Raw genomic sequence first — 22,568 nt, forward strand, 5'->3', positions numbered from 1 at the left:
TTTTCGCGTCATCCCATCGCTCCGCTCTCTCGCCGTTCGCGTTGTCACATTGTCGACGCTGTGGGTGATTGCGGCGCTGGTGGTGGTCGCTACCCTCATCGGCTCGCTTTATAGTGATGCCGCGCGCAGCAATTTCGAACGGCTTCTCACCGCGCATCTGTTCAGCCTCGTCGGCGCTGTCAGCGTTTCGGCGGAAGGCGTGCTTCAGGGACGACCGGAGCTGGGCGAGTTACGCTATTCCAGCCCGCTTTCCGGCTGGTACTGGTCGGTGGACCCGATCGCACCCAATATGAGCGGCAAGCTGGAATCGCCATCGCTGATTGGACGCATCGTCCCGGAAATGCCGATAACACAGGCGCCTTTCGACAGTTCCTTCATGCGCAGCTATTCCTTGCCGGGGCTTAACGGCGAAGAGCTTTTCATCGTCGAAACGGAAGTCGTGCTGGATAATTCTGGCCGCGTGGCCCGCTTCCGCGTGATGGGCAATCTCAGCGAAGTCATGAATGAGATTTCCGATTTCAGGACAAAGCTTGCCGCCTATCTTGCCGTGTTCGGCATCGGCAGCATCCTGATCAATGCGGCAATCATCCTGTTCGGCTTGCGCCCGCTGGATAAAGTGCGTCAAGCGCTTGCCGATATTCGCGAGGGACGCTCATCGAAGCTCGATGCCTCGCTGCCGATGGAAATCGCGCCGCTTGCCCGCGAAATGAATGCGCTGATCGAAAACAATCGCCGAATCGTCGAGCGTTCCCGAACGCAGGTTGGCAATCTCGCCCATTCGCTGAAGACACCGCTCTCTGTGCTGGTCAATGAAGGCCGTGCCATTGGCGGCGATCAGGGGCGCGTCGTGCAGGAGCAGAGCGAGGCGATGCAGGTGCAGATCCAGCACTATCTGCAACGCGCGCGCATTGCCGCGCAGCGGGACAGCGTGGTTTTCCGCACGTCTGTCGCGCCGGTGATGGAGCGCATGCACCGGGTAACCGCCAAGCTCAACCCTGCGCTCCATGTCAGCTTGCGCAATGATCTCCCGCACGCGATCTTCGCTGGCGAAAAGGAAGACCTCGAGGAAATCATTGGCAACCTTCTCGAAAATGCAGGGAAATGGGCGAGCCGTCGTGTGAGCATCACCGTGGGGGCCGCCCTGGATGGGCAAAGGCTATTCGAAATCGTAATCGAGGATGATGGGCCGGGGCTTGCGGCTGACAAGATTGAAGCGGCGTTGAAACGCGGCAGCCGTGTGGACGAAACCAAGCCGGGCACTGGTCTGGGCCTTGCCATCGTGCAGGATACGGTTCGCGAATATGGTGGGCAGCTGCATCTGGACAAAAGTCCGATGGGAGGCTTGCGCGTTCGTACCGTGTTGCCGCTTGCGGAAGATTAAGGTTGCGATTTAAGCTAAAGCGATGTCTTTGCTTTTTAGCATTTACGCATGCAAAACGCTTTCGCACTTTTGCTGAGAATGCTCTAAGACGCTGACATTTAAGGATCGCATGATGCGATCATATGCAAGCTCATTGGTTCATGAGGGCCGGTTTGTTATGATGATGAAATTCAGGTTTTCTTCTCCGGCTCTGGTCGTCCCAGCCTTGGTCGCTCTGTCGATGGTCTTGTCGGCATGCGGAACATCGGGCGGTGGCAGAGGGCTGACGTCGCTTGGCGGATCGTCATCATCAGCCAAACTGGAATCGAGCCTGCTCTCGTCACTGGGCAACGGCTTGCTTGGCAATACGGCAAACCAGCTCAGCCCGACCGATCGGAGAAAGGCGCTGGAAGCCGAGTATCGCGCGCTCGAATATTCTCCGGCGGGCAAAGCCGTTTCCTGGAGCGCCGGATCGAATTCCGGTGATGTGACTGCTGCCCAGCCTTATCAGGTCGGCTCACAGAACTGCCGCCAATATTCGCATACTTTCGATATTGGCGGTTCGCAGCAAACCGTGCGTGGTACCGCCTGCCGCAATACGGACGGCAGCTGGACGCCGCTGACCTGATCTGTCGCAAACAGGCCATTGGAACCGCGAGCGCGCCTTTGCGGCGAATTGCCCTAGGCGGCCAGTTGTGACAGGTATTGGTTGGTTTTTCCCATGCCTACGCTTAAGTCGTAGCCATGGGATTTTGGTTGATTGCAGCATTACTGACGTTAGCAGCCACTTTGGCTGTCTTGTTGCCTCTCACGCGGCGCAAGCAGGCTTTTTTGCCTGCCGAAAAGAATGATCTCGAGGTTTATCGTGATCAGCTGCGCGAAGTCGAAGCAGATGCCGCCCGTGGCATGATTGATGCGCAGAGCGCCGAACAGGCGCGGATTGAAATTTCCCGCCGTATTCTGAGTGCCGAAAAAGAGAGTCAGGACGCCGCAAACGCAGCAGCACAATCTACGGGATCTGGCCGTGTGCTGGCACTGGTCGCCGTGCTGGCCGTGCCGCTGATCGCATGGGGCGTCTATCCGCTTTTCGGCAAGCCGGACGTGCCGTCCATGCCGCTTGCCGGGCGTCTCTCCGACAATCCTGATCGCGGCTCTGTCGATGAACTCGTGGCGCGGGCGGAAGCGCATCTGGCGAAAAATCCCGATGATGCGCGCGGCTGGGATGTGCTTGCGCCGATCTACATGCGTCTTGGTCGCCCGGCCGATGCGGTAAATGCCTATCGTTCTTCCATCCGCATTGACGGTGAAAATTTCCCGCGCTTGTTGGGTCTGGCGGAAGGGCTTGCCGCCGTTTCGGGCGGCACGATCACTGCCGAGGCAGAGTCGTTCCTGAACAAGGCAGTTGAACTTGATCCGAACGATCCGCGTCCGCAATTCTATCTTGCGCAAGGCGAGATGCAGGATGGTCGCCCGGATGCAGCGATTGCCCGTCTCAAGACGCTTCTGGACAAGGCCCCAGCCGATGCTCCCTGGCGCGGTCAGGTCGAGCAGGCCATTGCGCGGTTGAGCAATCCTTCGGACAATCAGCCGACCCAGCAAAAAGGCCCGTCATCTGATGATATCGAGGCGGCTTCGTCCCTATCGACGGAAGATCGTCAGGCGATGATTGAGGGCATGGTTCAACGTCTGGATGAAAGTCTTCGCCAGAATAGCGGGGATGTCGAAGACTGGAAGCGTCTCGTGCGCTCCTATATGATCCTGCATCGCCGCGATGCGGCGCTTGATGCCCTGAACCGGGGCATGACTGCCCTTGCGGATGAGCAGCGGGCCGAGCTTCGCAGCTTCGCATCCGGCTTGGGCCTAGAGGCACAAAAATGAGCGCGACCGCAGAAGAAAACACACGTAAGCCGAAGCCGGCCAGCAGCCTTGCCCGGACAATTGGCCAGAGAAAACGCAAGCGCCTGATGCTGATCGGCGGCGCGCTGGCGGTTCTGGCCGTGGCGGTGGGGCTGATGCTGATGGCCTTCAATCAGGACATCCGGTTCTTCCGCACGCCCGCCGACCTGACGGAACAGGAATTGACCTCGGGCTCGCGCTTCCGCCTTGGCGGTCTGGTCGAGGAAGGCTCGGTCAGCCGCGAGGGCAGCGAGCTGCGCTTTACGGTCACTGATACGATCAAGACCGTGAAAGTCGTGTTCGAGGGCATTCCGCCAGACCTTTTCCGTGAAGGGCAGGGCGTGGTGGCCGAAGGGCGTTTCGGACAGGACGGCGTGTTCCGCGCCGACAACGTGCTTGCCAAGCACGACGAAAATTATGTTCCAAAAGACCTTGCCGACAGCCTGAAAGCCAAAGGCGTCTGGGAGGGGAAATAACCATGCGTGTGTGGCTGGACAAATCGGGAGACTGCCTATGAGTGTCGAGATCGGCCATTTCGCGCTGGTGCTGGCGCTGGCTCTGTCGATTGTTCAGTCGGTCGTGCCGGTTATCGGTGCCCGCCGACGCGACACGCATCTCATGTCGGTGGCGGTGCCAACGGCGATTGCAGTCTTCGCGCTTGTCTGCCTGTCTTCAGCGGTTCTGGTTCACGCTTATGTCGTGTCGGATTTCTCTGTGCTGAATGTCGTCGAAAACTCGCATTCGCAAAAGCCGCTCCTCTACAAGATCACCGGCGTTTGGGGAAACCACGAAGGCTCCATGCTGTTGTGGGTGTTCATCCTGACGCTTTTCAGCGCGCTGGTCGCAGCATTTTCCGGCAATCTGCCTGAAACTTTGCGCGCCAATGTTCTGGCCGTTCAGGGCTGGATCGGCGTGGCCTTTCTGGCCTTCATCATCTTCACGTCGAACCCGTTTACGCGCATCCTTCCGGCTCCGATGGAAGGCGGCGATCTCAATCCGATCTTGCAGGATATCGGCCTCGCCATTCATCCGCCGCTGCTTTATCTCGGCTATGTCGGCTTTTCGGTCTGCTTCTCCTTTGCGGTTGCGGCACTTCTGGAAGGGCGTCTTGATGCGGCCTGGGCGCGCTGGGTGCGCCCGTGGACGCTGGTGGCATGGATGTTCCTCACCGGCGGTATCGCGATGGGTTCCTACTGGGCCTATTACGAGCTTGGCTGGGGCGGCTGGTGGTTCTGGGACCCGGTCGAAAACGCATCCTTCATGCCCTGGCTGGTTGGCACTGCCTTGCTGCATTCCGCACTGGTCATGGAAAAGCGCTCGGCGCTCAAAATCTGGACAGTCCTGCTGGCGATCCTGACTTTTTCGCTGTCGCTGCTCGGAACTTTCCTCGTGCGCTCCGGCGTACTGACCTCGGTACACAGTTTTGCGACCGATCCCGGTCGCGGGCTGTTCATTCTCGCTATTCTCGCCATTTTCATCGGTGGTTCTCTGTCGCTCTTCGCGCTTCGCGTGCAAAGCCTGACGGCAGGCGGCATTTTCCATCCGATCTCGCGGGAAGGGGCGCTGGTCTTCAACAACCTGTTCCTGACCACTGCCGCCGCGACGGTTCTGATTGGCACGCTTTATCCGCTGCTGCTCGAAGTCATGACCGGCGAAAAGATTTCCGTCGGCGCACCATTCTTCAACATGACATTCGGTCCGCTGATGATCCCGCTTTTGTGTGCGGTGCCGTTCGGTCCGCTTCTCGCATGGAAACGCGGCGATCTTTACGGCGTTTCCCAGCGTTTGATGACAGCTTTCGCTCTGGCGCTGGTGGCCGCCGGTATCGTGCTGTGGACCACTTCGGCAAAATCGTTACTGGCTGCTTGCGGCGTCGGTCTGGCTGCCTGGCTGATTTTCGGTAGCCTCACCGATCTGGTGCAGAAGGCCGGTATCGGCAAGGTTTCGGCAACGAAAGCACGGGCCCGTTTCAAGGGCCTGCCGCGCTCGGTGTTCGGAACGGCTCTGGCGCATATTGGCCTTGGCGTGACACTGCTCGGCATTGTCAGCGTGACGACCTTCGGCACCGAAAATGTGCTCATCATGCGTGCAGGCGACACGGTGAAGGTTCAGGATTACACATTGCGGTTCGAAGGGCTTCGGCCTTTGACCGGTCCGAACTTCACGGAGAATCGCGGCACGTTCACGCTGCTCGATTCCAGTGCGCGCGATCTTGGCCGGATAGAGCCATCCAAGCGCTTTTTCCCGGCGCGCCAGATGCCGACGACAGAATCGGGCATTCGCACGCTCTGGTTCAGTCAGGTCTATGTGGCGCTTGGCGACGAGCCGGGTGACGGTTCGGTGGTTGTCCGTATCTGGTGGAAGCCGCAGGTGACGCTGATCTGGTATGGCGCATTGGTCATGATGCTGGGCGGCCTGTTTTCGCTCGCCGACCGCCGTTTGCGTGTCGGCGCACCTGCGTCCAAGCGCAAGGCCGCGCCGCAGGAAGCGGAGGCCGCAGCATGAAGATGCGCAAACTCTTCGCCATGTGTGCCCTCGCTATTGCTCTGGTATTTCAGGGCACGGCAGCCTTTGCCGTCAATCCCGATGAGGTTCTGCCCGATCCGGCGCTTGAAAAGCGCGCCCGCACCATTTCCGGTGAGTTGCGCTGCATGGTCTGCCAGAACGAATCCATCGATGATTCGAATGCGGAGCTTGCCCGCGACCTGCGTCTTCTTGTCCGAGATCGTTTGAAAACAGGCGATACGGACGCTCAGGTACTGGATTTTGTCGTCGCCCGTTATGGTGAGTTCGTGCTGTTGAAGCCACGCCTGTCGGCTCGTACTATATTGCTCTGGGGTTTCCCGGTTATCGTGCTTGTCATCGGTGCGGTTGCGCTTGTCTTCGCGTTTCGCGGGCGACGCAGGCTCGGCGAAGCAGCGCAGCCGCTTTCTGAAAGCGAAAAAGCCGAGCTCGCCCGTCTTCTGAATAATAAATAGTTATCTATATTTACGAGCGATTTTCTTCCTCGCTCGCGGTGAACCTTACGAAACTTTCATCTTGCGGAAATTGAGCGGTAAGGTAGCTCTAACTATCTTACGCTCTATAAAGGAATTACAGGGCCTCGTTTCCCAAGACGAGAGCGAAGGCCGGATTACCGCTCGTAAGGAGAAATAGATGTCCAGAGCTAGCACTTCCCATTATCGCAAGAGCGTTGCAGCTGTCGCAGTTTGCGCTGCCCTTGCTGGCGCGTTCGTTGCGACTGGCCCGCTCGGCGCACTCAATGATGCCCGTGCAGAAGCCGTTCAGGTGACGCCGCCGCAGCAGACCGTCGGCTTCGCCGATCTGGTGGCAAAGGTACGTCCGGCTGTCGTCAGCGTGACCGTGAAGAAGAATGTGCAGGAAGCAGACAATGGCGGCGGTGGCCAGAATTTCGGATCGCGCGGTTTCGACCAGCTTCCCGACGACCATCCGTTGAAGCGCTTCTTCCGTGATTTCGGCATGGAACCGCCACGCGGCGATGCGCGTCCGGGTGCACGTCCTGATCGCGGTCCCGGCAAGCGTCCTGGCCGTCCGGGTCATGAACGCCCCTATGCACAGGGCTCCGGCTTCTTCATCTCTGAAGACGGTTATGTCGTCACCAACAACCACGTCGTTTCCGATGGTGACGCCTATAGCGTCGTGATGGATGACGGCACCGAACTCGACGCCAAGCTGATCGGTACCGATCCGCGCACCGACCTCGCCGTTCTGAAGGTCGATGATGCCAAGCGCAAGTTCACCTATGTCGCCTTCGGCGATGACAATCAGGTTCGCGTTGGCGACTGGGTTGTTGCAGTCGGCAATCCGTTCGGTCTCGGCGGCACGGTGACTTCGGGTATCGTTTCGGCCCGTGGCCGTGACATCGGCGCCGGTCCTTACGACGACTTCATCCAGATCGATGCGGCCGTCAACAAGGGCAATTCGGGTGGTCCCGCTTTCAACCTGTCCGGTCAGGTCGTTGGTATCAACACCGCTATCTTCTCGCCTTCGGGCGGCAGCGTCGGTATCGCCTTCGCAATCCCGTCGGGCACCGCGAAGCAGGTTGTTGATCAGCTCATCAAGAAGGGCTCGGTTGAACGCGGCTGGATCGGTGTACAGATACAGCCGGTGACGAAGGATATCGCCGCTTCGCTGGGTCTGGCCGAAGAAAAGGGTGCAATCGTCGCTTCGCCGCAGAAGGATGGTCCTGCAGCCAAGGCTGGCATTCAGTCCGGTGACGTGATCACCGCCGTGAATGGTGAGCCGGTTCAGGATCCACGTGATCTGGCCCGTAAGGTTGCCGGTATCAATCCGGGCGAAAAGGCTGCACTCAGCGTCTGGCGCAAGAACAAGGCTGAAGAGATCAGCATCACCATCGAAGCCATGCCGCAGGATCTCAAGCAGGCCGGTGGCGCGACTGATGAAGGCAAGAGTGGCCAGCAGAGCGAAACGCTCGACAGCTACGGCCTGACCGTCACGCCTTCGGAAGATGGAACCGGTGTTGTGGTCACTGACGTTGATCCTGATAGCGATGCCGCTGATCGCGGTGTGCGCTCCGGCGATGTCATCGTCAGCGTCAACAATCAGGTTGTGAAGACTGCCAAGGACATCAACAACGCCATTAGCGAAGCCTCCAAGTCGGGTCGCAAGGCTGTGCTGCTGCAACTGCAGAGCAACGATCAGAGCCGTTTCGTGGCCCTGCCGATCGATCAGGGTTGATGACCGGCATCCGCGATAACCTTTGAAAGAATCAGATGCCAGGCGGGTAACTGCCTGGCATCATCTTAGAGCGCGTTTCGATCTGATTGTATCAGATCTGCGCTCTAAGTTTTTGTTTGCGCACATCTTATCCGAAAGCCGTCTTACACTTTTCGGGATGTGCTTTATCTCCGAATGTAATTTATAAGTGACGCCATGAAAATTCTCGTAATTGAAGATGACCGCGAAGCTGCTCGTTATCTGGAGAAAGCTTTCAGCGAAGCCGGACATTCGGCAGATATCGCCGGTGACGGCGAGACCGGCTATGCGCTGGCGGAAAACGGCACTTACGACGTGCTGGTCGTGGATCGCATGCTGCCGAAGCGCGACGGGCTTTCCGTTGTGGCTGGCCTGCGTGCCAAGGGCATGGAAACGCCGGTGCTGATTCTATCGGCGCTCGGCGAAGTGGATGATCGCGTGACGGGTCTGCGTGCCGGTGGCGACGACTATCTGACCAAGCCTTATGCGTTTTCGGAGCTTCTGGCGCGCGTGGAAGTGTTGCAGCGCCGTTCCAGCCCACGTGAGGCCGACACCATCTATCGCGTTGGCGATCTCGAACTTGATCGGCTTGCGCATACGGCGCGCCGTCAGGATGTTGACATCACGCTGCAACCGCGTGAATTCCGCCTGCTTGAATATCTCATGCGTCATGCCGGTCAGGTTGTGACCCGCACGATGCTGCTTGAAAATGTCTGGGATTATCACTTCGACCCCCAGACCAATGTGATCGACGTGCATATTTCGCGCTTGCGCTCCAAGATCGAAAAAGGTTTTGACGGCCCGCTGCTGCATACGGTGCGCGGCGCCGGCTACATGCTGAAGGCCGGGCGTACCAAACAGACCGCTGCCAAGGTGGACTGATGGGCCGGTTTTCTGCGCTTATGCGCACCACGGCGGTGCGTCTGTCGGCTCTTTATCTGCTTCTCTTTGTCGTCGGCGCTGTCGCTTTGGTCTTCTATATGACCAATCTGTCCGCTTCGATTCTCACTGCACAGACGCAACAGGCGCTGGGTGAAGAAGTGGCGAGCATTGGCAAAAGCTATGCGCGCGGCGGCATTCCGCAGCTTGTGCGCAGCATTGACTATCGTTCGCGCCAGCCGGGCGCTTATCTCTATCTGGTTGCCGATCCATCGGGGCGCATTCTGGCAGGCAATGTCGAAAGCGTAGAGCCCGGCGTGCTGGACACGGACGGCATTGTAGAGCGTGCCTTCGTCTATAAGCGTTATGGTGAGCAGGGGACGGAAAGCGACCACCGCGCTGTCGCCGTGGTGATTGCTCTGCCGAATGGCATGCGTCTGCTGGTCGGGCGTGACCTTGGTGAGCCGGAGCGGTTCCGCGATATCATCCGCAGCTCGTTGATGCTGGCGCTTGGCATCATGGGTGCCGGTGCGCTGCTGATCTGGCTCTTTGTCGGACGCCGCGCCTTGAAGCGCATCGATGACGTGTCCAAGGCTTCGCAGCGCATCATGGATGGCGACCTGACCGGGCGTCTGCCGGTGAACGGTTCCGGCGATGAATTCGACCGTCTATCAGGTAATCTGAACGTGATGCTCGGGCGCATATTGGAGCTGAACGAAGGGCTGAAACAGGTTTCCGACAATATTGCCCATGACCTCAAGACGCCGCTCACGCGTCTGCGCAACCGTGCCGAAGAAGCTTTGGCTGGCAAGAAGGCCGGGCCGGAATATCGCGAGGCGCTCGAAGATATTATCAGCGAGTCGGATCAACTGATCCGCACTTTTAATGCGATTCTGATGATCTCCCGTCTGGAAGCCGGTTATTCGGCGGAAAACCTCGAAGATTTGCCCGTCGCGCCCATCGTGCGGGATGTGGCGGAAATGTATGAACCGGTTGCCGAAGATGCGAATGTAAAGCTGACGCTTGGTGTCTTGGACGAGGTGGTGCTGCATATCAACCGCGAACTGGTTGGTCAGACGGTTTCCAATCTCGTCGACAATGCGATCAAATATGCCGGTGGCGAGGAGCGTGAGGCCAATGTGTCGCTCGCCATGGAGCGCGACGCCAACTGGGTACGGATCATCGTTGCCGATAACGGGCCGGGCATTCCGGAGGAAAAGCGTGAACAGGCAACCGAACGTTTCGTGCGTCTTGAGGAAAGCCGCACACAGCCGGGTTCCGGCCTCGGTTTGAGTCTTGCCAAGGCGGTCATGAAGTTGCACGGTGGCGCGCTTCGTCTTGAAAGCAACGAACCGGGACTGCGTGCCGTTCTGGAGTTTCCGTTGCCGCATGGCGAGGTGAAATAGCAAAATGTAAGAGGGGATCATGGCGGCTGACGATACAAAGGAACTGTTTTTCGAGAGAGACCTTTGTGCGCTGACGCCGCTCGATCCTGATCGGGCGCGATCCTTTCTTGATGACCTGATAGAACGGTCCCGTGAGGACGAGCTGCCAGATGTCGCCGCTCTGCTGGAAAAGAAGAAGGCTTCGGCTTTCCTGTCGGCTGTGCTTGATCTGTCGCCGTTCATTCGTGAAGCGCTGACCCGGCACCCCTCTATTCTGAGCCGCATTGTTTCTGCTTCGCCTGAAACCGCGTTGCACGATATTCTCGCAACGGTTTCGCTCTGCGGTATGGAGGAGGGCGCGAGCGAAGCTTCGTTGATGACCGATCTGCGCCGCTTCAAACGCGAAGCGCATGTGCTGATCGCGCTTTGCGATCTGGCCCAAATTTTCAATACGGAAGCCACCACCGGCTGGCTGACCGATCTGGCTGAAGCCTGCACCGGCGCTGCCGTCCGCTTTTTGCTGCGCGATGCGGATGCTGCGGGAAAAATCAATCTGCCCGACCGCAACAAGCCCGACAAAGATTCCGGCTGGATCGTGCTGGGCATGGGCAAGTTCGGCGCACGCGAACTGAACTATTCCTCCGATATCGACCTGATCGTCTTCATCGACGAAACCAAACCGGCCATCGGCGATCCGTATGAGTGCGTTGACACGTTTTCGCGCCTGACGCGGCGTCTTGTTCGTATCCTTCAGGATCGCACGGCGGACGGTTATGTCTTCCGCGTCGATCTTCGCTTGCGTCCTGATCCGGGGTCGACACCGCTTGCGATTCCTGTTGGCGCCGCGCTGCATTATTACGAAGGGCGCGGCCAGAACTGGGAGCGCGCCGCCATGATCAAGGCGCGACCCGTCGCCGGTGATCGTGCGTCCGGTCGTCAGGTGCTGGCCGAGCTTTCCCCTTATGTCTGGCGCAAATATCTCGATTATGCGGCGATTGCCGATGTTCATTCGATCAAGCGCCAAATCCACGCCCATAAGGGCCATGGCGACATTGCCGTTCGCGGGCACAATGTGAAGCTCGGTCGCGGCGGTATCCGCGAGATCGAGTTCTTCGTCCAGACGCAGCAGCTGATCGCTGGCGGACGCTTTCCGGAACTGCGCGGCAATCAGACCGTGCCGATGCTGGGCCAGTTGGCGGAGCGCGGCTGGATCACGGAAAAAGCACGCGATGCGCTGGCCAAGGAATATTACTTCCTGCGCGATGTAGAACACCGCATCCAGATGATTGCCGACGAACAGACCCATATTCTTCCTGAAGACGATGAAGGCTTTGCCCGTGTCGCCCATATGATGGGCTATGCCGATCCGGCGCAGTTCTCTGAGGTTTTCCTCGACGCGCTCAAGATTGTTGAAAAGCACTATGCGGCTCTGTTCGAGCAGGCGCCGGAACTCGGCACCTCGACGGGCAATCTCGTCTTTACCGGCGATGTGGATGATCCGGGTACGCTGGAGACGCTCGCCGCCATGGGCTATGAGCGCCCAAGCGACATCTGCCGTGTCATCCGCACCTGGCATTTTGGGCGCTATCGCGCCACCCAGTCGGCGGAAGCGCGCGAGCGCTTGACCGAACTGACACCTGCGCTCCTCAACGCCTTTGCCGAGACCAAGCGCGCCGACGAGTCGCTGTTGCGGTTCGACAGTTTTCTGCAAGGCTTGCCTGCGGGCATCCAGCTTTTCAGCCTGCTTCAATCCAATCCGCGCCTGCTCAATCTGCTTGTGATGATCATGAGCGCTGCGCCACGGCTGGCCGAAATCATCACGCGCAATCCGCATGTTTTCGATGGTCTGCTTGACCCTGCAATCTTTTCAGAGATGCCGACCCGCTCCTATCTGGAAGAACGGCTGCGCGTGTTTCTCGGAGCCGCGACCGACTACGAGGAAGTGCTGGATCGGCTGCGCATCTTTGCGGCAGAGCATCGTTTCCTCATCGGCATTCGCCTGCTGACAAGCGCGATTGACGGCGTCCGCGCCGGGCGCGCTTTTTCCGATCTGGCTGAGCTGATGATCGGCAAGGCGTTTGAGGCCGTGGAAGCCGAATTGCAGCGTCGCCACGGCAAAGTCAAAGGCGCTAAATCGGCGCTGTTGGCCATGGGCAAGCTCGGCAGTCGTGAACTGACCGCCGGTTCTGATGTCGATCTGATCCTGCTTTATGATCACGACACGGATGCCGATGAATCAGACGGTGAAAAGCCGCTTGCTCCGTCGCAATATTATATTCGCCTCACACAACGCCTGATCGCCGCGCTGTCCGCGCCGACGGCGGAAGGTGTGCTTTATGAAGTCGACATGCGTCTGCGCCCCTCGGGAAACAAGGGGCCTGTCGCAACCCATATCGAATCCTTCGGCAAGTATCAGCGGACCGAGGCTTGGACCTGGGAGCATATGGCGCTTACGCGGGCACGCCCGATCCATGGCGACGAGAGCTTTATTACGCATATCACGGCGGAGATCGACGAGGTGCTGTCAGCACCGCGTGACGTGAAGAAGATCGCCAAGGACGTGCGCGAAATGCGCGACCTGATCTATCAGGAAAAGCCGCCGCGTGATGACTGGGATTTCAAGCTGAAGCCCGGCGGCATTGTCGATCTGGAATTCATCGCGCAATTCGCGGTTCTGGTTGGGAAAGTTACCAAGAAGCCACGCCCGCTTGGAACGGAAGAGGTTCTTGGCTCGCTGGATCCGGCCTATGCCGAACCTGCCCTTGCCGATAGTCTGGTCGAAGCGCATCGGCTTTACACGAATTTGAGCCAGACTATTCGCTTATGCCTTGGAAGCGATGCGCCGCGAGACGAGTTCATTCCGGGTATGATCGATCTTCTCTGCCGCGCCGCCGATATGCCGGATATCAAGCGCGTCGAACATCATCTGACCGAACTGGCGAAGGACGTCCGCGCAAGCTTTGAGAAACTGGTCAGCGTCTAAATTTACGCTGCGTGAATTGCGGCGCTGTGCCCGCTGATCTGCACCGGCTTGCGGTCGGGTATGCTGACCGCAACCACCGTGCCGACGCCTTCGGTCGAGCGAATGCGCAGCCAGCCGCCATGCAGTTCCGCCAGCGAGCGGGTGATGGCGAGACCGAGGCCCGACCCGCTATGGGTTTTGGTGAACTGGTTTTCGACCTGTTCAAACGGCTGGCCGATCTTTTTCAATGCCGATTTTGGAATGCCGACGCCGGTGTCCTGAATGGTCATGAACAGGGCTGATCCGGTCTTGCGGGCGCGCACTGTGATATGTCCGTTATGGGAAGTGAACTTGACCGCGTTGGACAGGAGATTGATCAGCACCTGCTTGACTGCGCGGCGGTCGGCATAGAGCTGCATGGCGTCTTCGATCCGGGTCTCAACCGTGATGTTCTTCTCATCGGCTTGCAGTGAAATCATGCGCACCGTCTCATTGATGAGCGGGCAAAGATCGATCTGCTCGCGGTCGAGCGAGAAATGACCAGCTTCGATCTTCGACATGTCGAGAATGTCGTTGATGACGTTCAGCAGGAAGTTACCGCTGGTGTGAATGTCGTTGATATATTCCTCATAGCGGTCGGAACCGAGCGGCCCGAAAGTGCCCGCCTGGATCATTTCCGAAAAGCCGATGATCGCGTTGAGTGGTGTGCGCAGCTCATGGGACATATTGGCGAGGAATTCCGACTTGGCGCGGTTGGCCGCTTCGGCGCGTTCCTTTTCCTGTCCGTATTTACGGGCCAGCTCGGACAGTTCGCGCACACGGTCGCGCTCACCCTTACGGGCAATCGACAGATCGTGAATGGTCGCCATCAGGCGGCGTTCGCTATCCACCAGACGTTCCTGATGCAGCTTGAGCTGGGTAATGTCGGTGCCGATAGAGACGAGACCGCCGTCCTGCGTGCGGCGTTCGTTGACCTGTAGCCAGCGACCGTCGCTGAGCTGGCGTTCGAAAGTCTGACCGCCTGCGCGATTGTGTTCGTTGGCCATGCGGCGCTCGAAGGTGAAGGGACGCGTGTGGGCGTCGACTTCATTGCGTGGCACGCCCGGCTTCAGCGTCCAGACCGGCAGGCCCGCATATTCGCTGAACTTGGAATTCGCCATCACCAGACGGTTGTTGGAATCCCACAGAATGAAGGCTTCCGAGATGTTCTCAATGGCTTCACGGATGCGCATATCGGCTTCTGCCGTCGCTTGCGCAAAGCGGTGCTGCTCGCTGACGTCGAAGGCGATGCCGACCAGATGCAAGTCGCCTTCAGCCGCAATATCGGCACGCACACGCATCCAGACCCACGATCCATCCGCATGACGCATGCGGAACACGCGGTCCACGTGAGAGAAGTCACCAGCCGCCGCCTGTTCGGCGAGAGAATAAAGATCGCCATCTTCAGGATTGATGATTGCCGCGACATCGCTGAACGGCAGCACTGCGTCCTGCGCTTCATAGCCCAGCATTTCATACATGGAGCGCGACCAGTAGATGCGTCCGCGCGCCATGTCCCAGTCCCAGAGGCCGCAGCGCCCGCGCGCCATGGCGAGATCAATCCGGAGCTGGATCTGATTGGAAAGATCGTCAGCTTCGCGGGCCCGCGCCGCCTGACTGAAATAGGCGTAAAGAATGGCGAACATGACACCGGTGGTGCCCGCAAAGAGTGTGACATTCAGCGAGACGGCGCGACGCCACTCGGCAAAGATCGTGTTCTCCGCTTCCGTCGCGATGATGGAATAAGGCGCTGTCAGCGGCTTGGACAAAGCGCCATAGGCGGCTTCGCCTTGCAAGAGAATTTTCAGCACGCCTGCGCGTTCGGCAAAGAGGAACAGCGGCTGCGCTTCCGACAGGATTGTATCAATCGGCTTGCCGGGCAAATCGGAGAGCGGGCCGGAAGCTGCGACCACCGACGACTGGCCGTCAACGATGGCAACTGTCATGCCGGACGACGAGAGGCCGCGTGAGCGAAACTCGGCAATGGTGTCCTGCAAGTCCTTGGCGGAAACCTGCGCGCCTGCGCTGGTGCCATTCGCCACGCGCTCGATCATCTGCGCCAGATTGGCGGTTGCTGCCGACAGCGAAGCCTTGTGCTGCTGTTCAATGTCGTCATGCCAGGCCAGCATGGAAAACACGCGGGCAACGCCGAGAATGACAAGGAAAATGATGATCAGCGCGGGAACGAGGCGGCGCAAAATGGGTTCCATCGAGATAAATTTGCCATAGGCCGGACCCGCGAGAAGACGGACATGGCCCGAGACCTTGCCTTTCCTTCTCTTCCGACCGGATTCGCAATGCGTCCCCGCCGGCGCGCCATACGCGTCGGTGCTCGCCATCTGATGGTCCCTCGTGAAATGCCTGCGAGTGAAGTGATTCGGAATACGCCACCTCCGAATGCATTCAATGAATCAAAAGTGATTCGCGCTGTCCAGCGATTTCGTTAACGAGACGTAAAAAAGACCGTCTGATGACGTCGATTTTCTTATGAATCTCAAGCCTTTATCCGGAATCAGTTCCTCAGCCGATGCGCTTAAATCCATGAAAAGACTCATGAAAACTTGGTCGCTTTCGCAGCGTGCCAGAGCAGGACGAAAACGCATAGCTGTTCACCCTGCCAGCCGCAGAAAGGCGGCTGGCAGGGGCGAATCAGATTGCTTCGATTGTCGCCCGCGAATCAGGCGAGAGTGCGATCCACGATGTCGCGCAGGTCGGTTGAAAGTTTGGGCATGCCCGATATACGGGCGAGAGCCGCACGGGCATGTTCGCGCCGCGTTTCTTCCAGTGACCGCCAGGACCGCATCGAGGTCAAAAGCCGCGCAGAGAGCTGCGGGTTTTCGGGATCGATAGCGAGGATCGTCTCGGCGAAGAACACATAGGCCGCGCCGTCCTTGCGGTTGAAGCCAGTCGGGTTCGAAGCCGAAAAGGAGCCGATCAGCGAGCGCACGCGGTTTGGATTGTCGAGCGAGAACAGGCGGTGGACGGCAAGCTGGCGCACGGTTTTCAGTGCGTGTTCGCCGGGGCGGGTCGCCTGAACATTGAACCACTTGTCCATGACAAGTCCGTCGCCGCCGAAACGCTGTTCGAAGCTGGACAGAGCTTCCCGCGCTTCATCCGTGTCGCCGAAGCGGTGAACGAGAACCGTCAGCGCCGCAAAGCGGTCGGTCATGTTGTCGGCTCCCGCATATTGCAGGGCGGCACGACGCTGGTTGCCTTCGTGGCGGCTCAGATAATCCAGCAGCGCATTGCGCAAGGTGCGCTTGCCTGCCGCTTCCGCGTCGGGGGTAAAAGCGCCCGTCTGTTTGAGAGTGTCATATAGCCGGGCGAAATCAGCCGCATAGGTCGATGCGATAGCGGCGATCAGGTGATCGCGGCTTGCAAGGATAGCGTCGGGATCGACATTATCGCCCATTTCACGCGCCACGTCGCTTTCGCTTGGCAACGTCAGGCAGAGCGCGCGGAACGCCGGATCAAGTGTCTCGTCGGATGCGACGCGACCGACCAGCTCGACCACCTTGGCATTCAACTCCGGCTTATGGCCGCCACGAACGCGCTTGGCGCCCTCGAGCAGGGTGCGGGTGAGAATGCTGTTCATGGCCTGCCAGCGCGCAACCGGATCGCTGTCATTCAATGCGAGGAATGTGAGGTCCTCTTCGGAAAGCGGCGAAGTGAGATTGATCGGAGCGGAAAAGCCGCGCAGCAGCGAAGGAACCGGACGCGCCTTGATGCCGTGGAAGACAATCGTCTCCGATGAGTGGTGCAAGTGAATGACATTGTCATGCACATCGCCGCCTTCAACGGAAGTCGGCTTCATATCCTTACCGTCCGGGCCGATAAGGCCGAATGCGATTGGAATATGCATCGGCTTTTTCACCGACTGGCCGGGTGTTGGCGCCAGCGCCTGACGCAGACGGATGGTGAAGGTTTCAGCAGTCGCATTGTAGTCGAAATCCGCATCCACCCGCGGTGTGCCTGCCTGATCGTACCAGAGTGCGAACTGGGCAAAATCCTGCCCCGAAACATCGGCAAAAACCTTGATGAAATCTTCGATCGTGGCAGCATCGCCGTCATGACGCTCGAAATAGAGGTCCATGCCCTTGCGGAACAGGTCCGGCCCGATGATCGTGCGGATCATCCGAACGACTTCCGAGCCTTTTTCATAGACCGTCGCCGTGTAGAAATTGTTGATCTCGCGATATTCACGCGGACGCACCGGATGGGCGAGGGGGCCGCCATCTTCCGGGAACTGTTGCGCCTTCAGGATCTTCACTTCGGCGATGCGCTTTACCGGACGCGAGCGCTGATCGGCGGAGAATTCATGATCGCGATAGACGGTCAGACCTTCCTTGAGGCAAAGCTGAAACCAGTCGCGGCAGGTGATGCGGTTGCCGGTCCAGTTGTGGAAATATTCGTGCGCAATGACAGCCTCGATGCCGGCATAGTCCACATCGGTCGCGGTTTCCGGATCGGCCAGCACATATTTGTCGTTGAAGACATTGAGGCCCTTGTTCTCCATCGCGCCCATGTTGAAATCCGACACGGCGACGATGTTGAAGACATCGAGATCATATTCGCGCCCGAACTTCTCCTCATCCCAACGCATAGAGCGCTTCAGCGCATCCATGGCGTAAAGCGCGCGCTGCTCCTTGCCATGTTCGACATAGATGGCGAGATCGACCGGGCGACCGGACGCCGTGGTGAAATGATCCTTCACAACGCCGAGCGAACCGGCAACAAGCGCGAAGAGATAGGACGGCTTCGGATGCGGATCGTGCCACACCGCAAAATGCCGATCAGCATTGTTTTCAGTCGAGCCGTTTTCCACCGGATTGCCATTGGAAAGCAGGACCGGCGCGGCATCACGGTCGGCTTCGACACGCACCGTATAGACGGAAAGCACGTCAGGGCGGTCATAATAATAGGTGATGCGACGGAAGCCTTCTGCCTCGCATTGCGTGCAATAGACGCTGCTGGAGCGATAAAGCCCTGAAAGCTGCCGGTTAGTCGTCGGATTGACGGCGGTGACAATTTCCAGCGTAAAGCGCTCGCCTTCCGGCAAATCGCTGATGGTCAGGAGATCGGGCGTTGCGACATAACTATTATCGGCAAGCGGGGTGCCATTGATGGCGATGCTGACGAGCTTGAGTTCATCGCCGTCGAGGACCAGTGGCGTGCCGGGCGCAGTGCCCGGACGGCGCTCGATTGTCAGCTCGGCACGGACAATGGTTTTCTCCGGCTCGAGCGTGAAGTCGAGCTTTGTTTCCGGTATCGCGTAAGGTGTCGGGCGGTAATCTTCGAGACGAAATGTCTGGCCGGTTTCTGTACGCATCGCGGAACTCTTTCTGTGAAATCTTGTGCTGGATTCGTAACCGGCTTTTGCCCAAACGACAAGAAATGAGCGCCGGCAAATAAATTTGCCGGACACAACGCTATGGCTGGCAGTTCGTGGCAAACAGGCATAAGAAAACACTGTGGTCATACTATTTGGCCGCAAGTTTTACGCGGTATATGTGGGGAATTGCATCGTGAACGCTCGTGCGAGCGCAGCTGTTGAGGCGGCAGGGCTAGATTCAAATCCGATGCTTGGTATCGGTCTCAAGATTGCTTCCGTTGCCGTCTTTGTCGGCATGTCCACGATGCTCAAAGCTGCCGATGGCGTGCCGCTTGGGCAGCTTATTTTCTTCCGATCCTTTTTCGCAGTCATCGCTGTTCTGCTCTATTTGCAATGGCGTGGGCAACTCTCGGGCGCGTTTCTGACGCAACACGGTTTCAGCCATTTCTGGCGTGGACTGGTTGGCGTCTGCGCCATGACGATGAGCTTCTTTGCGCTGATGAAACTGCCGCTGCCGGAAGCGATCGCCATCAATTATGCTTCGCCGCTGATCACTGTGATTCTCGGTGCTGTCATTCTGCACGAAGTGGTGCGGTTTTATCGCTGGAGCGCGGTTCTGGTCGGGCTCTTCGGTGTGCTGGTCATTATCTGGCCGCGCCTGACGCTGTTTTCCGAAGGCAATGTCGGGCAGAATGAGGCTATCGGTGCGCTGTCTGCGCTGGGGGCAGCCTTTATGTCGGCTATCGCAATGCTTCTGGTGCGGCGGCTTGTGCAGACCGAGCGCACGGCAACCATCGTGATTTATTTCTCGCTATCGGCCAGCGTCATTGCGCTGGTCAGCCTGCCTTTTGGCTGGGTCATGCCCAGCTGGACGCAATTGGCGCTGCTCATCGGTGCCGGATTTGCGGGTGGCATCGCCCAGATTCTGCTGACCGAGTGCTACCGTCATGCGCCGATGTCTACCATTGCGCCATTTGAATATACGTCAATGCTGCTAGGCCTGTTGATCGGCTTTCTGCTGTTTGGCGATGTGCCGACGCTGGAAATGCTCGTCGGCAGCGTCATCGTCATGGCGGCTGGTGGCTTCATCATCTATCGCGAACACAAGCTTGCGCTCGAACCGCACAAGGTCAACGCGCCGCAAGGCCAGTAATTAGAGCATTTCCAGCAAAAGTGCGAAGCGGTTTTGCGTCGGATAATGCGTAAAAAAATAGCTAGCCCGTCGTTTCCTGCGGTCCTTCCGAGCGTGGATCAAGCTGCATGGTCTCCGGCGTGGACTGACCGTCCGGCGTGTGGAACTTGTATTCGGTCTTCTGTTCGCTGATTGCTGGACGTTGCAGCCTGCGAATGCGCCAGAAGGCATGCAGGCCGTAAACGCCAAAGGCGATGGCCATGGTCACGAAGAAGCCGGAAGGGCCGATGGCATCCATCAGCGGACCGGAAAGTGCTGGTCCCACCACGCTGCCCGCGCCATAGATGATCAGCAGCCCGCCGGAGATTTTGACGAATTCGCTGGCATCGGCATAGTCGTTGGCGTGGGCGACGTTGAGGCTATAGATCGGATAGATTACCGAGCCGAACAGGAACATCATTGCGTAAATCGCATAGGGTGTGCTCGGGTGAAACAGCACCATGACCAGTGACAGGGCAAAGCCGATGAGGCCTGCCAGCACCATGACATAGCGCCGGTCCACGAAGTCGGATGCGCGGCCAAGCGGATACTGGAAGATTGCGCCGCCGATCATGGCGGAGGCCAGCATGGTCGCGATGCCGAGGGTTGAAAGCCCATTCATTTCGCCATAGATGGCGGCAAGAAAGTTCCATGTACCAGCAACGATACCGGCGATCAGCGAGCCAACGGCTGCGGCGGGCGAGCGGCGGTAGAGGCCCTTGAGATCCAGCGAAACCTGCGTCAGCGGGTTTGGAGACTGGGCGCTGGACAGGGCGGTCGGCAGCAGGGCGCTGGCATAGATGATCGCGCAGATGATAAACAGCGTCTGGGTCATCGCATCGCCGAAGGGCAGAATATACTGTCCGCACATCAGGCCGAGCATGGTGATGATCATATAGATCGAGAAAATGCGCCCGCGCGATTCATTGGTCACGCGCTCGTTCAGCCAGCTTTCGATGATCATGTAAGCGCCCGCGAGCGAAAAGCCCGCGACGCCGCGAAAGATCATCCAGGCCACCGGGCTGACCACGAGCGCATGAAACAACAGCGCCATCGACAGCAGGGTCAGCAGAGCGGAAAACACGCGCACATGGCCGACACGCCGCACCAGATGTGGCACCACGATACAGCCGATGGTGAATGCCAGCGAATAGCTCGTGCCCATCCAGCCGATGGTTGTGGTGGACCAGCCCTCCATTCCGCCGCGCAATGGCAGGAGAATACCCGCGAGGCCACCGGCGAGCAGCATCAGGAACGTGCTTGCAAGCAGGGCGGCGATGGGCAGCAGCTGGCCAGCCATGAGGTACTCCAATGAGATGAATTCGGAATCTAAGAGCCTGTTCCAAAAGTCGTCCTGTGTGGCTGCAAATGTCGATTTTCTACATTCCGGTGCTCACGTACCTTTAGTACGCTCCACTCCGGTACTCGAAAATCACCATTTTCGCACACACAAGCCACTTTTTGATTCAGGCTCTAAAACTACTTGTCGCCGTCTGGCGCTTTGGCAAGCGGCGAAATAGAACAAGTTTGCGGCATGTTGGTGACAAGCATTGTTCTGATGAACGAGCCGATGCCACCGAAAGGCCGGAATATCAATTGCGTATTTCGTCTAATTTCAACTTTACGGACAGAAAGTCACGCCAGGCAAAACGCTTCTGTGCCGGTGTGCGCAGAAGATAGGCCGGATGCAATGTCGGCAGAACCGGAATTTCCATTCCGGACGGCGTGCGATGAATTTTCCAGTTGCCCCGAAGCCGCAATATGCCTTCGGTTGCCCCTGTCAGCGCCTTGCCTGCGGGGCCGCCGAGCGCGACCAGTATTTTCGGCGCGGCAAGCTCGATCTGCCGCTCGATGAACGGGCGGCAAAGCTCAGTTTCCAATGGGGTTGGTGTGCGATTGCCCGGCGGACGCCAGGGGATCGTGTTGGCGATATAGACGCTCTCACGCCTGAGGCCGATGGATTCGATCATGCGGTTCAGGAGCTGGCCGGATTTGCCGACAAAAGGCAGTCCTTCCATATCCTCATCCCGTCCCGGCGCTTCACCAATGAACATGATATCGGATGAGGGGTCACCATCGGCAAAGCACAGATTCTTCGCGGTGAATTTCAGATTGCAGCCGTCAAAGGCCGCAAGCTTCTCGCGCAGTTCATCCAGTGTTGCAGCTTGTGCTGCTGCCTCACGGGCCAGAGCAATCTGGGCCGTATCGGGCACGTCGGCTGCGGCCTGGACAGGTCTGCTTTCGGGCGAAGGTGTTGCGGCGGCTGAGGGTTGCTGCCAGTTTTGCGCACGGCTTGGCTGATTTTGCTGCTGCTGTGGGCGAGGGCGCTCGGCTGCCTGCATGTCCTGTCGCGGTGCGGCAGGTGCACGCTGCGGTTCGGCAAAGCGGTCGATAGGCGTGTCGGAGAGCGGCATGTCGACGCCCGCTTCCGCATAGAAGCGAAGCAGGCCTTCCATATCCAGTGTCTCGCGGCCATCAGTCATCTTTGTACCTCAACAGATGAGGTGGCGAATTTTGGCGGTGAATGCAAGAGCGCGTCGCGCTTTTCACGATCAAACCACGGACTAACCACCAGAAGCTTACACTGGGCGCAAGAAATCTTGCCAATCTCCACAGGTCGCGACAAAAAATCCCGACACGCCATTTTCAAACAATTGAAATTGACGTTTACGTCAAAGTAAATATCATTAAACGCACTCAGACGCCGATTTTGGACAATTCGACGCATTTGCGACAGTTGCTAACTCTGTAAGAGGATAAAGGCGAATGACGGGAACAGGCAAATCCTATTGCATGCTGCCCAGCGC

The 22,568-nt window shown here is 58.4% G+C and carries 15 protein-coding genes; 11 read left to right on the plus strand and 4 right to left on the minus strand.

Translation table 11 applies throughout. From position 1 onward, the window contains the following. Positions 1-49 precede the first annotated feature (49 nt). The 10 genes from FGI60_RS14100 (at position 50) to FGI60_RS14145 (ending at position 13,240) form a co-directional block, all read left to right on the plus strand. The gene (locus FGI60_RS14100) at positions 50-1,381 is read left to right on the plus strand and encodes an ATP-binding protein (RefSeq protein WP_235889818.1); all 1,332 of its coding nucleotides are present in this window, start codon (positions 50-52) and stop codon (positions 1,379-1,381) included. Positions 1,382-1,538: 157 nt separating this feature from the next. After that, positions 1,539-1,988 carry a hypothetical protein gene (locus FGI60_RS14105; RefSeq protein ID WP_138785751.1) on the plus strand — a complete coding sequence of 150 codons (450 nt, stop codon included), beginning with the start codon at positions 1,539-1,541 and terminating at the stop codon, positions 1,986-1,988. Between the two features lie 116 nt (positions 1,989-2,104). Beyond that, the gene (gene ccmI, locus FGI60_RS14110; protein WP_138785752.1) at positions 2,105-3,238 is read left to right on the plus strand and encodes a c-type cytochrome biogenesis protein CcmI; all 1,134 of its coding nucleotides are present in this window, start codon (positions 2,105-2,107) and stop codon (positions 3,236-3,238) included. Then, the gene (gene ccmE / locus FGI60_RS14115) at positions 3,235-3,732 is read left to right on the plus strand and encodes a cytochrome c maturation protein CcmE (protein WP_138785753.1); all 498 of its coding nucleotides are present in this window, start codon (positions 3,235-3,237) and stop codon (positions 3,730-3,732) included. The genes ccmI and ccmE overlap by 4 nt, the downstream gene beginning before the upstream one ends. 37 nt (positions 3,733-3,769) lie before the next feature. Continuing rightward, a complete protein-coding gene (locus FGI60_RS14120; RefSeq protein WP_138785754.1) occupies positions 3,770-5,761 on the plus strand; it encodes a heme lyase CcmF/NrfE family subunit in 1,992 nt (663 codons plus the stop codon). Next, positions 5,758-6,234: a cytochrome c-type biogenesis protein gene (locus FGI60_RS14125; protein WP_138785755.1), complete on the plus strand. Its 477-nt coding sequence runs from the start codon at positions 5,758-5,760 to the stop codon at positions 6,232-6,234. Before FGI60_RS14120 ends, FGI60_RS14125 begins: the two co-directional genes overlap by 4 nt. Before the next feature lie 178 nt (positions 6,235-6,412). Further along, positions 6,413-7,975 (plus strand): Do family serine endopeptidase, encoded by a 1,563-nt coding sequence (locus FGI60_RS14130; protein WP_138785756.1) that lies wholly within the window; start codon positions 6,413-6,415, stop codon positions 7,973-7,975. A gap of 195 nt (positions 7,976-8,170) precedes the next feature. Continuing rightward, entirely contained in the window at positions 8,171-8,875 is a 705-nt protein-coding gene (locus FGI60_RS14135; protein WP_138785757.1) for a response regulator transcription factor, read from the plus strand. Further along, positions 8,872-10,278 (plus strand): sensor histidine kinase, encoded by a 1,407-nt coding sequence (locus FGI60_RS14140; protein ID WP_171058781.1) that lies wholly within the window; start codon positions 8,872-8,874, stop codon positions 10,276-10,278. Before FGI60_RS14135 ends, FGI60_RS14140 begins: the two co-directional genes overlap by 4 nt. Positions 10,279-10,297: 19 nt before the next feature. After that, complete coding sequence (locus tag FGI60_RS14145) at positions 10,298-13,240, plus strand: bifunctional [glutamine synthetase] adenylyltransferase/[glutamine synthetase]-adenylyl-L-tyrosine phosphorylase (protein ID WP_138785759.1); 2,943 nt, start codon at positions 10,298-10,300, stop codon at positions 13,238-13,240. A gap of 2 nt (positions 13,241-13,242) precedes the next feature. Here the strand turns inward: FGI60_RS14145 and FGI60_RS14150 are convergent, their stop codons facing one another. Both FGI60_RS14150 and pepN read right to left on the minus strand, forming a co-directional pair. Then, positions 13,243-15,597, minus strand: coding sequence for a PAS domain-containing sensor histidine kinase (locus tag FGI60_RS14150; RefSeq protein WP_138785760.1), 2,355 nt, complete (start codon positions 15,595-15,597; stop codon positions 13,243-13,245). A gap of 338 nt (positions 15,598-15,935) precedes the next feature. Next, positions 15,936-18,587, minus strand: coding sequence for an aminopeptidase N (gene pepN, locus FGI60_RS14155; protein ID WP_138785761.1), 2,652 nt, complete (start codon positions 18,585-18,587; stop codon positions 15,936-15,938). 250 nt (positions 18,588-18,837) lie between these two features. On the opposite strand from pepN, the gene FGI60_RS14160 reads away from it, so the two are divergent. After that, on the plus strand, positions 18,838-19,743 hold the full coding sequence (locus FGI60_RS14160; protein WP_374843843.1) for a DMT family transporter: 906 nt from the start codon (positions 18,838-18,840) through the stop codon (positions 19,741-19,743). A gap of 61 nt (positions 19,744-19,804) precedes the next feature. On the opposite strand, the gene FGI60_RS14165 is transcribed toward FGI60_RS14160, so the two are convergent. Beyond that, on the minus strand, positions 19,805-21,061 hold the full coding sequence (locus FGI60_RS14165; RefSeq protein WP_138785763.1) for an MFS transporter: 1,257 nt from the start codon (positions 21,059-21,061) through the stop codon (positions 19,805-19,807). Between the two features lie 292 nt (positions 21,062-21,353). Further along, complete coding sequence (locus FGI60_RS14170) at positions 21,354-22,244, minus strand: uracil-DNA glycosylase (RefSeq protein ID WP_138785764.1); 891 nt, start codon at positions 22,242-22,244, stop codon at positions 21,354-21,356. Between the last annotated feature and the right edge of the window lie 324 nt (positions 22,245-22,568).

It is taken from the genome of Brucella haematophila (assembly GCF_005938105.1).
GTDB classification, from domain to species: Bacteria; Pseudomonadota; Alphaproteobacteria; order Rhizobiales; family Rhizobiaceae; genus Brucella; species Brucella haematophila.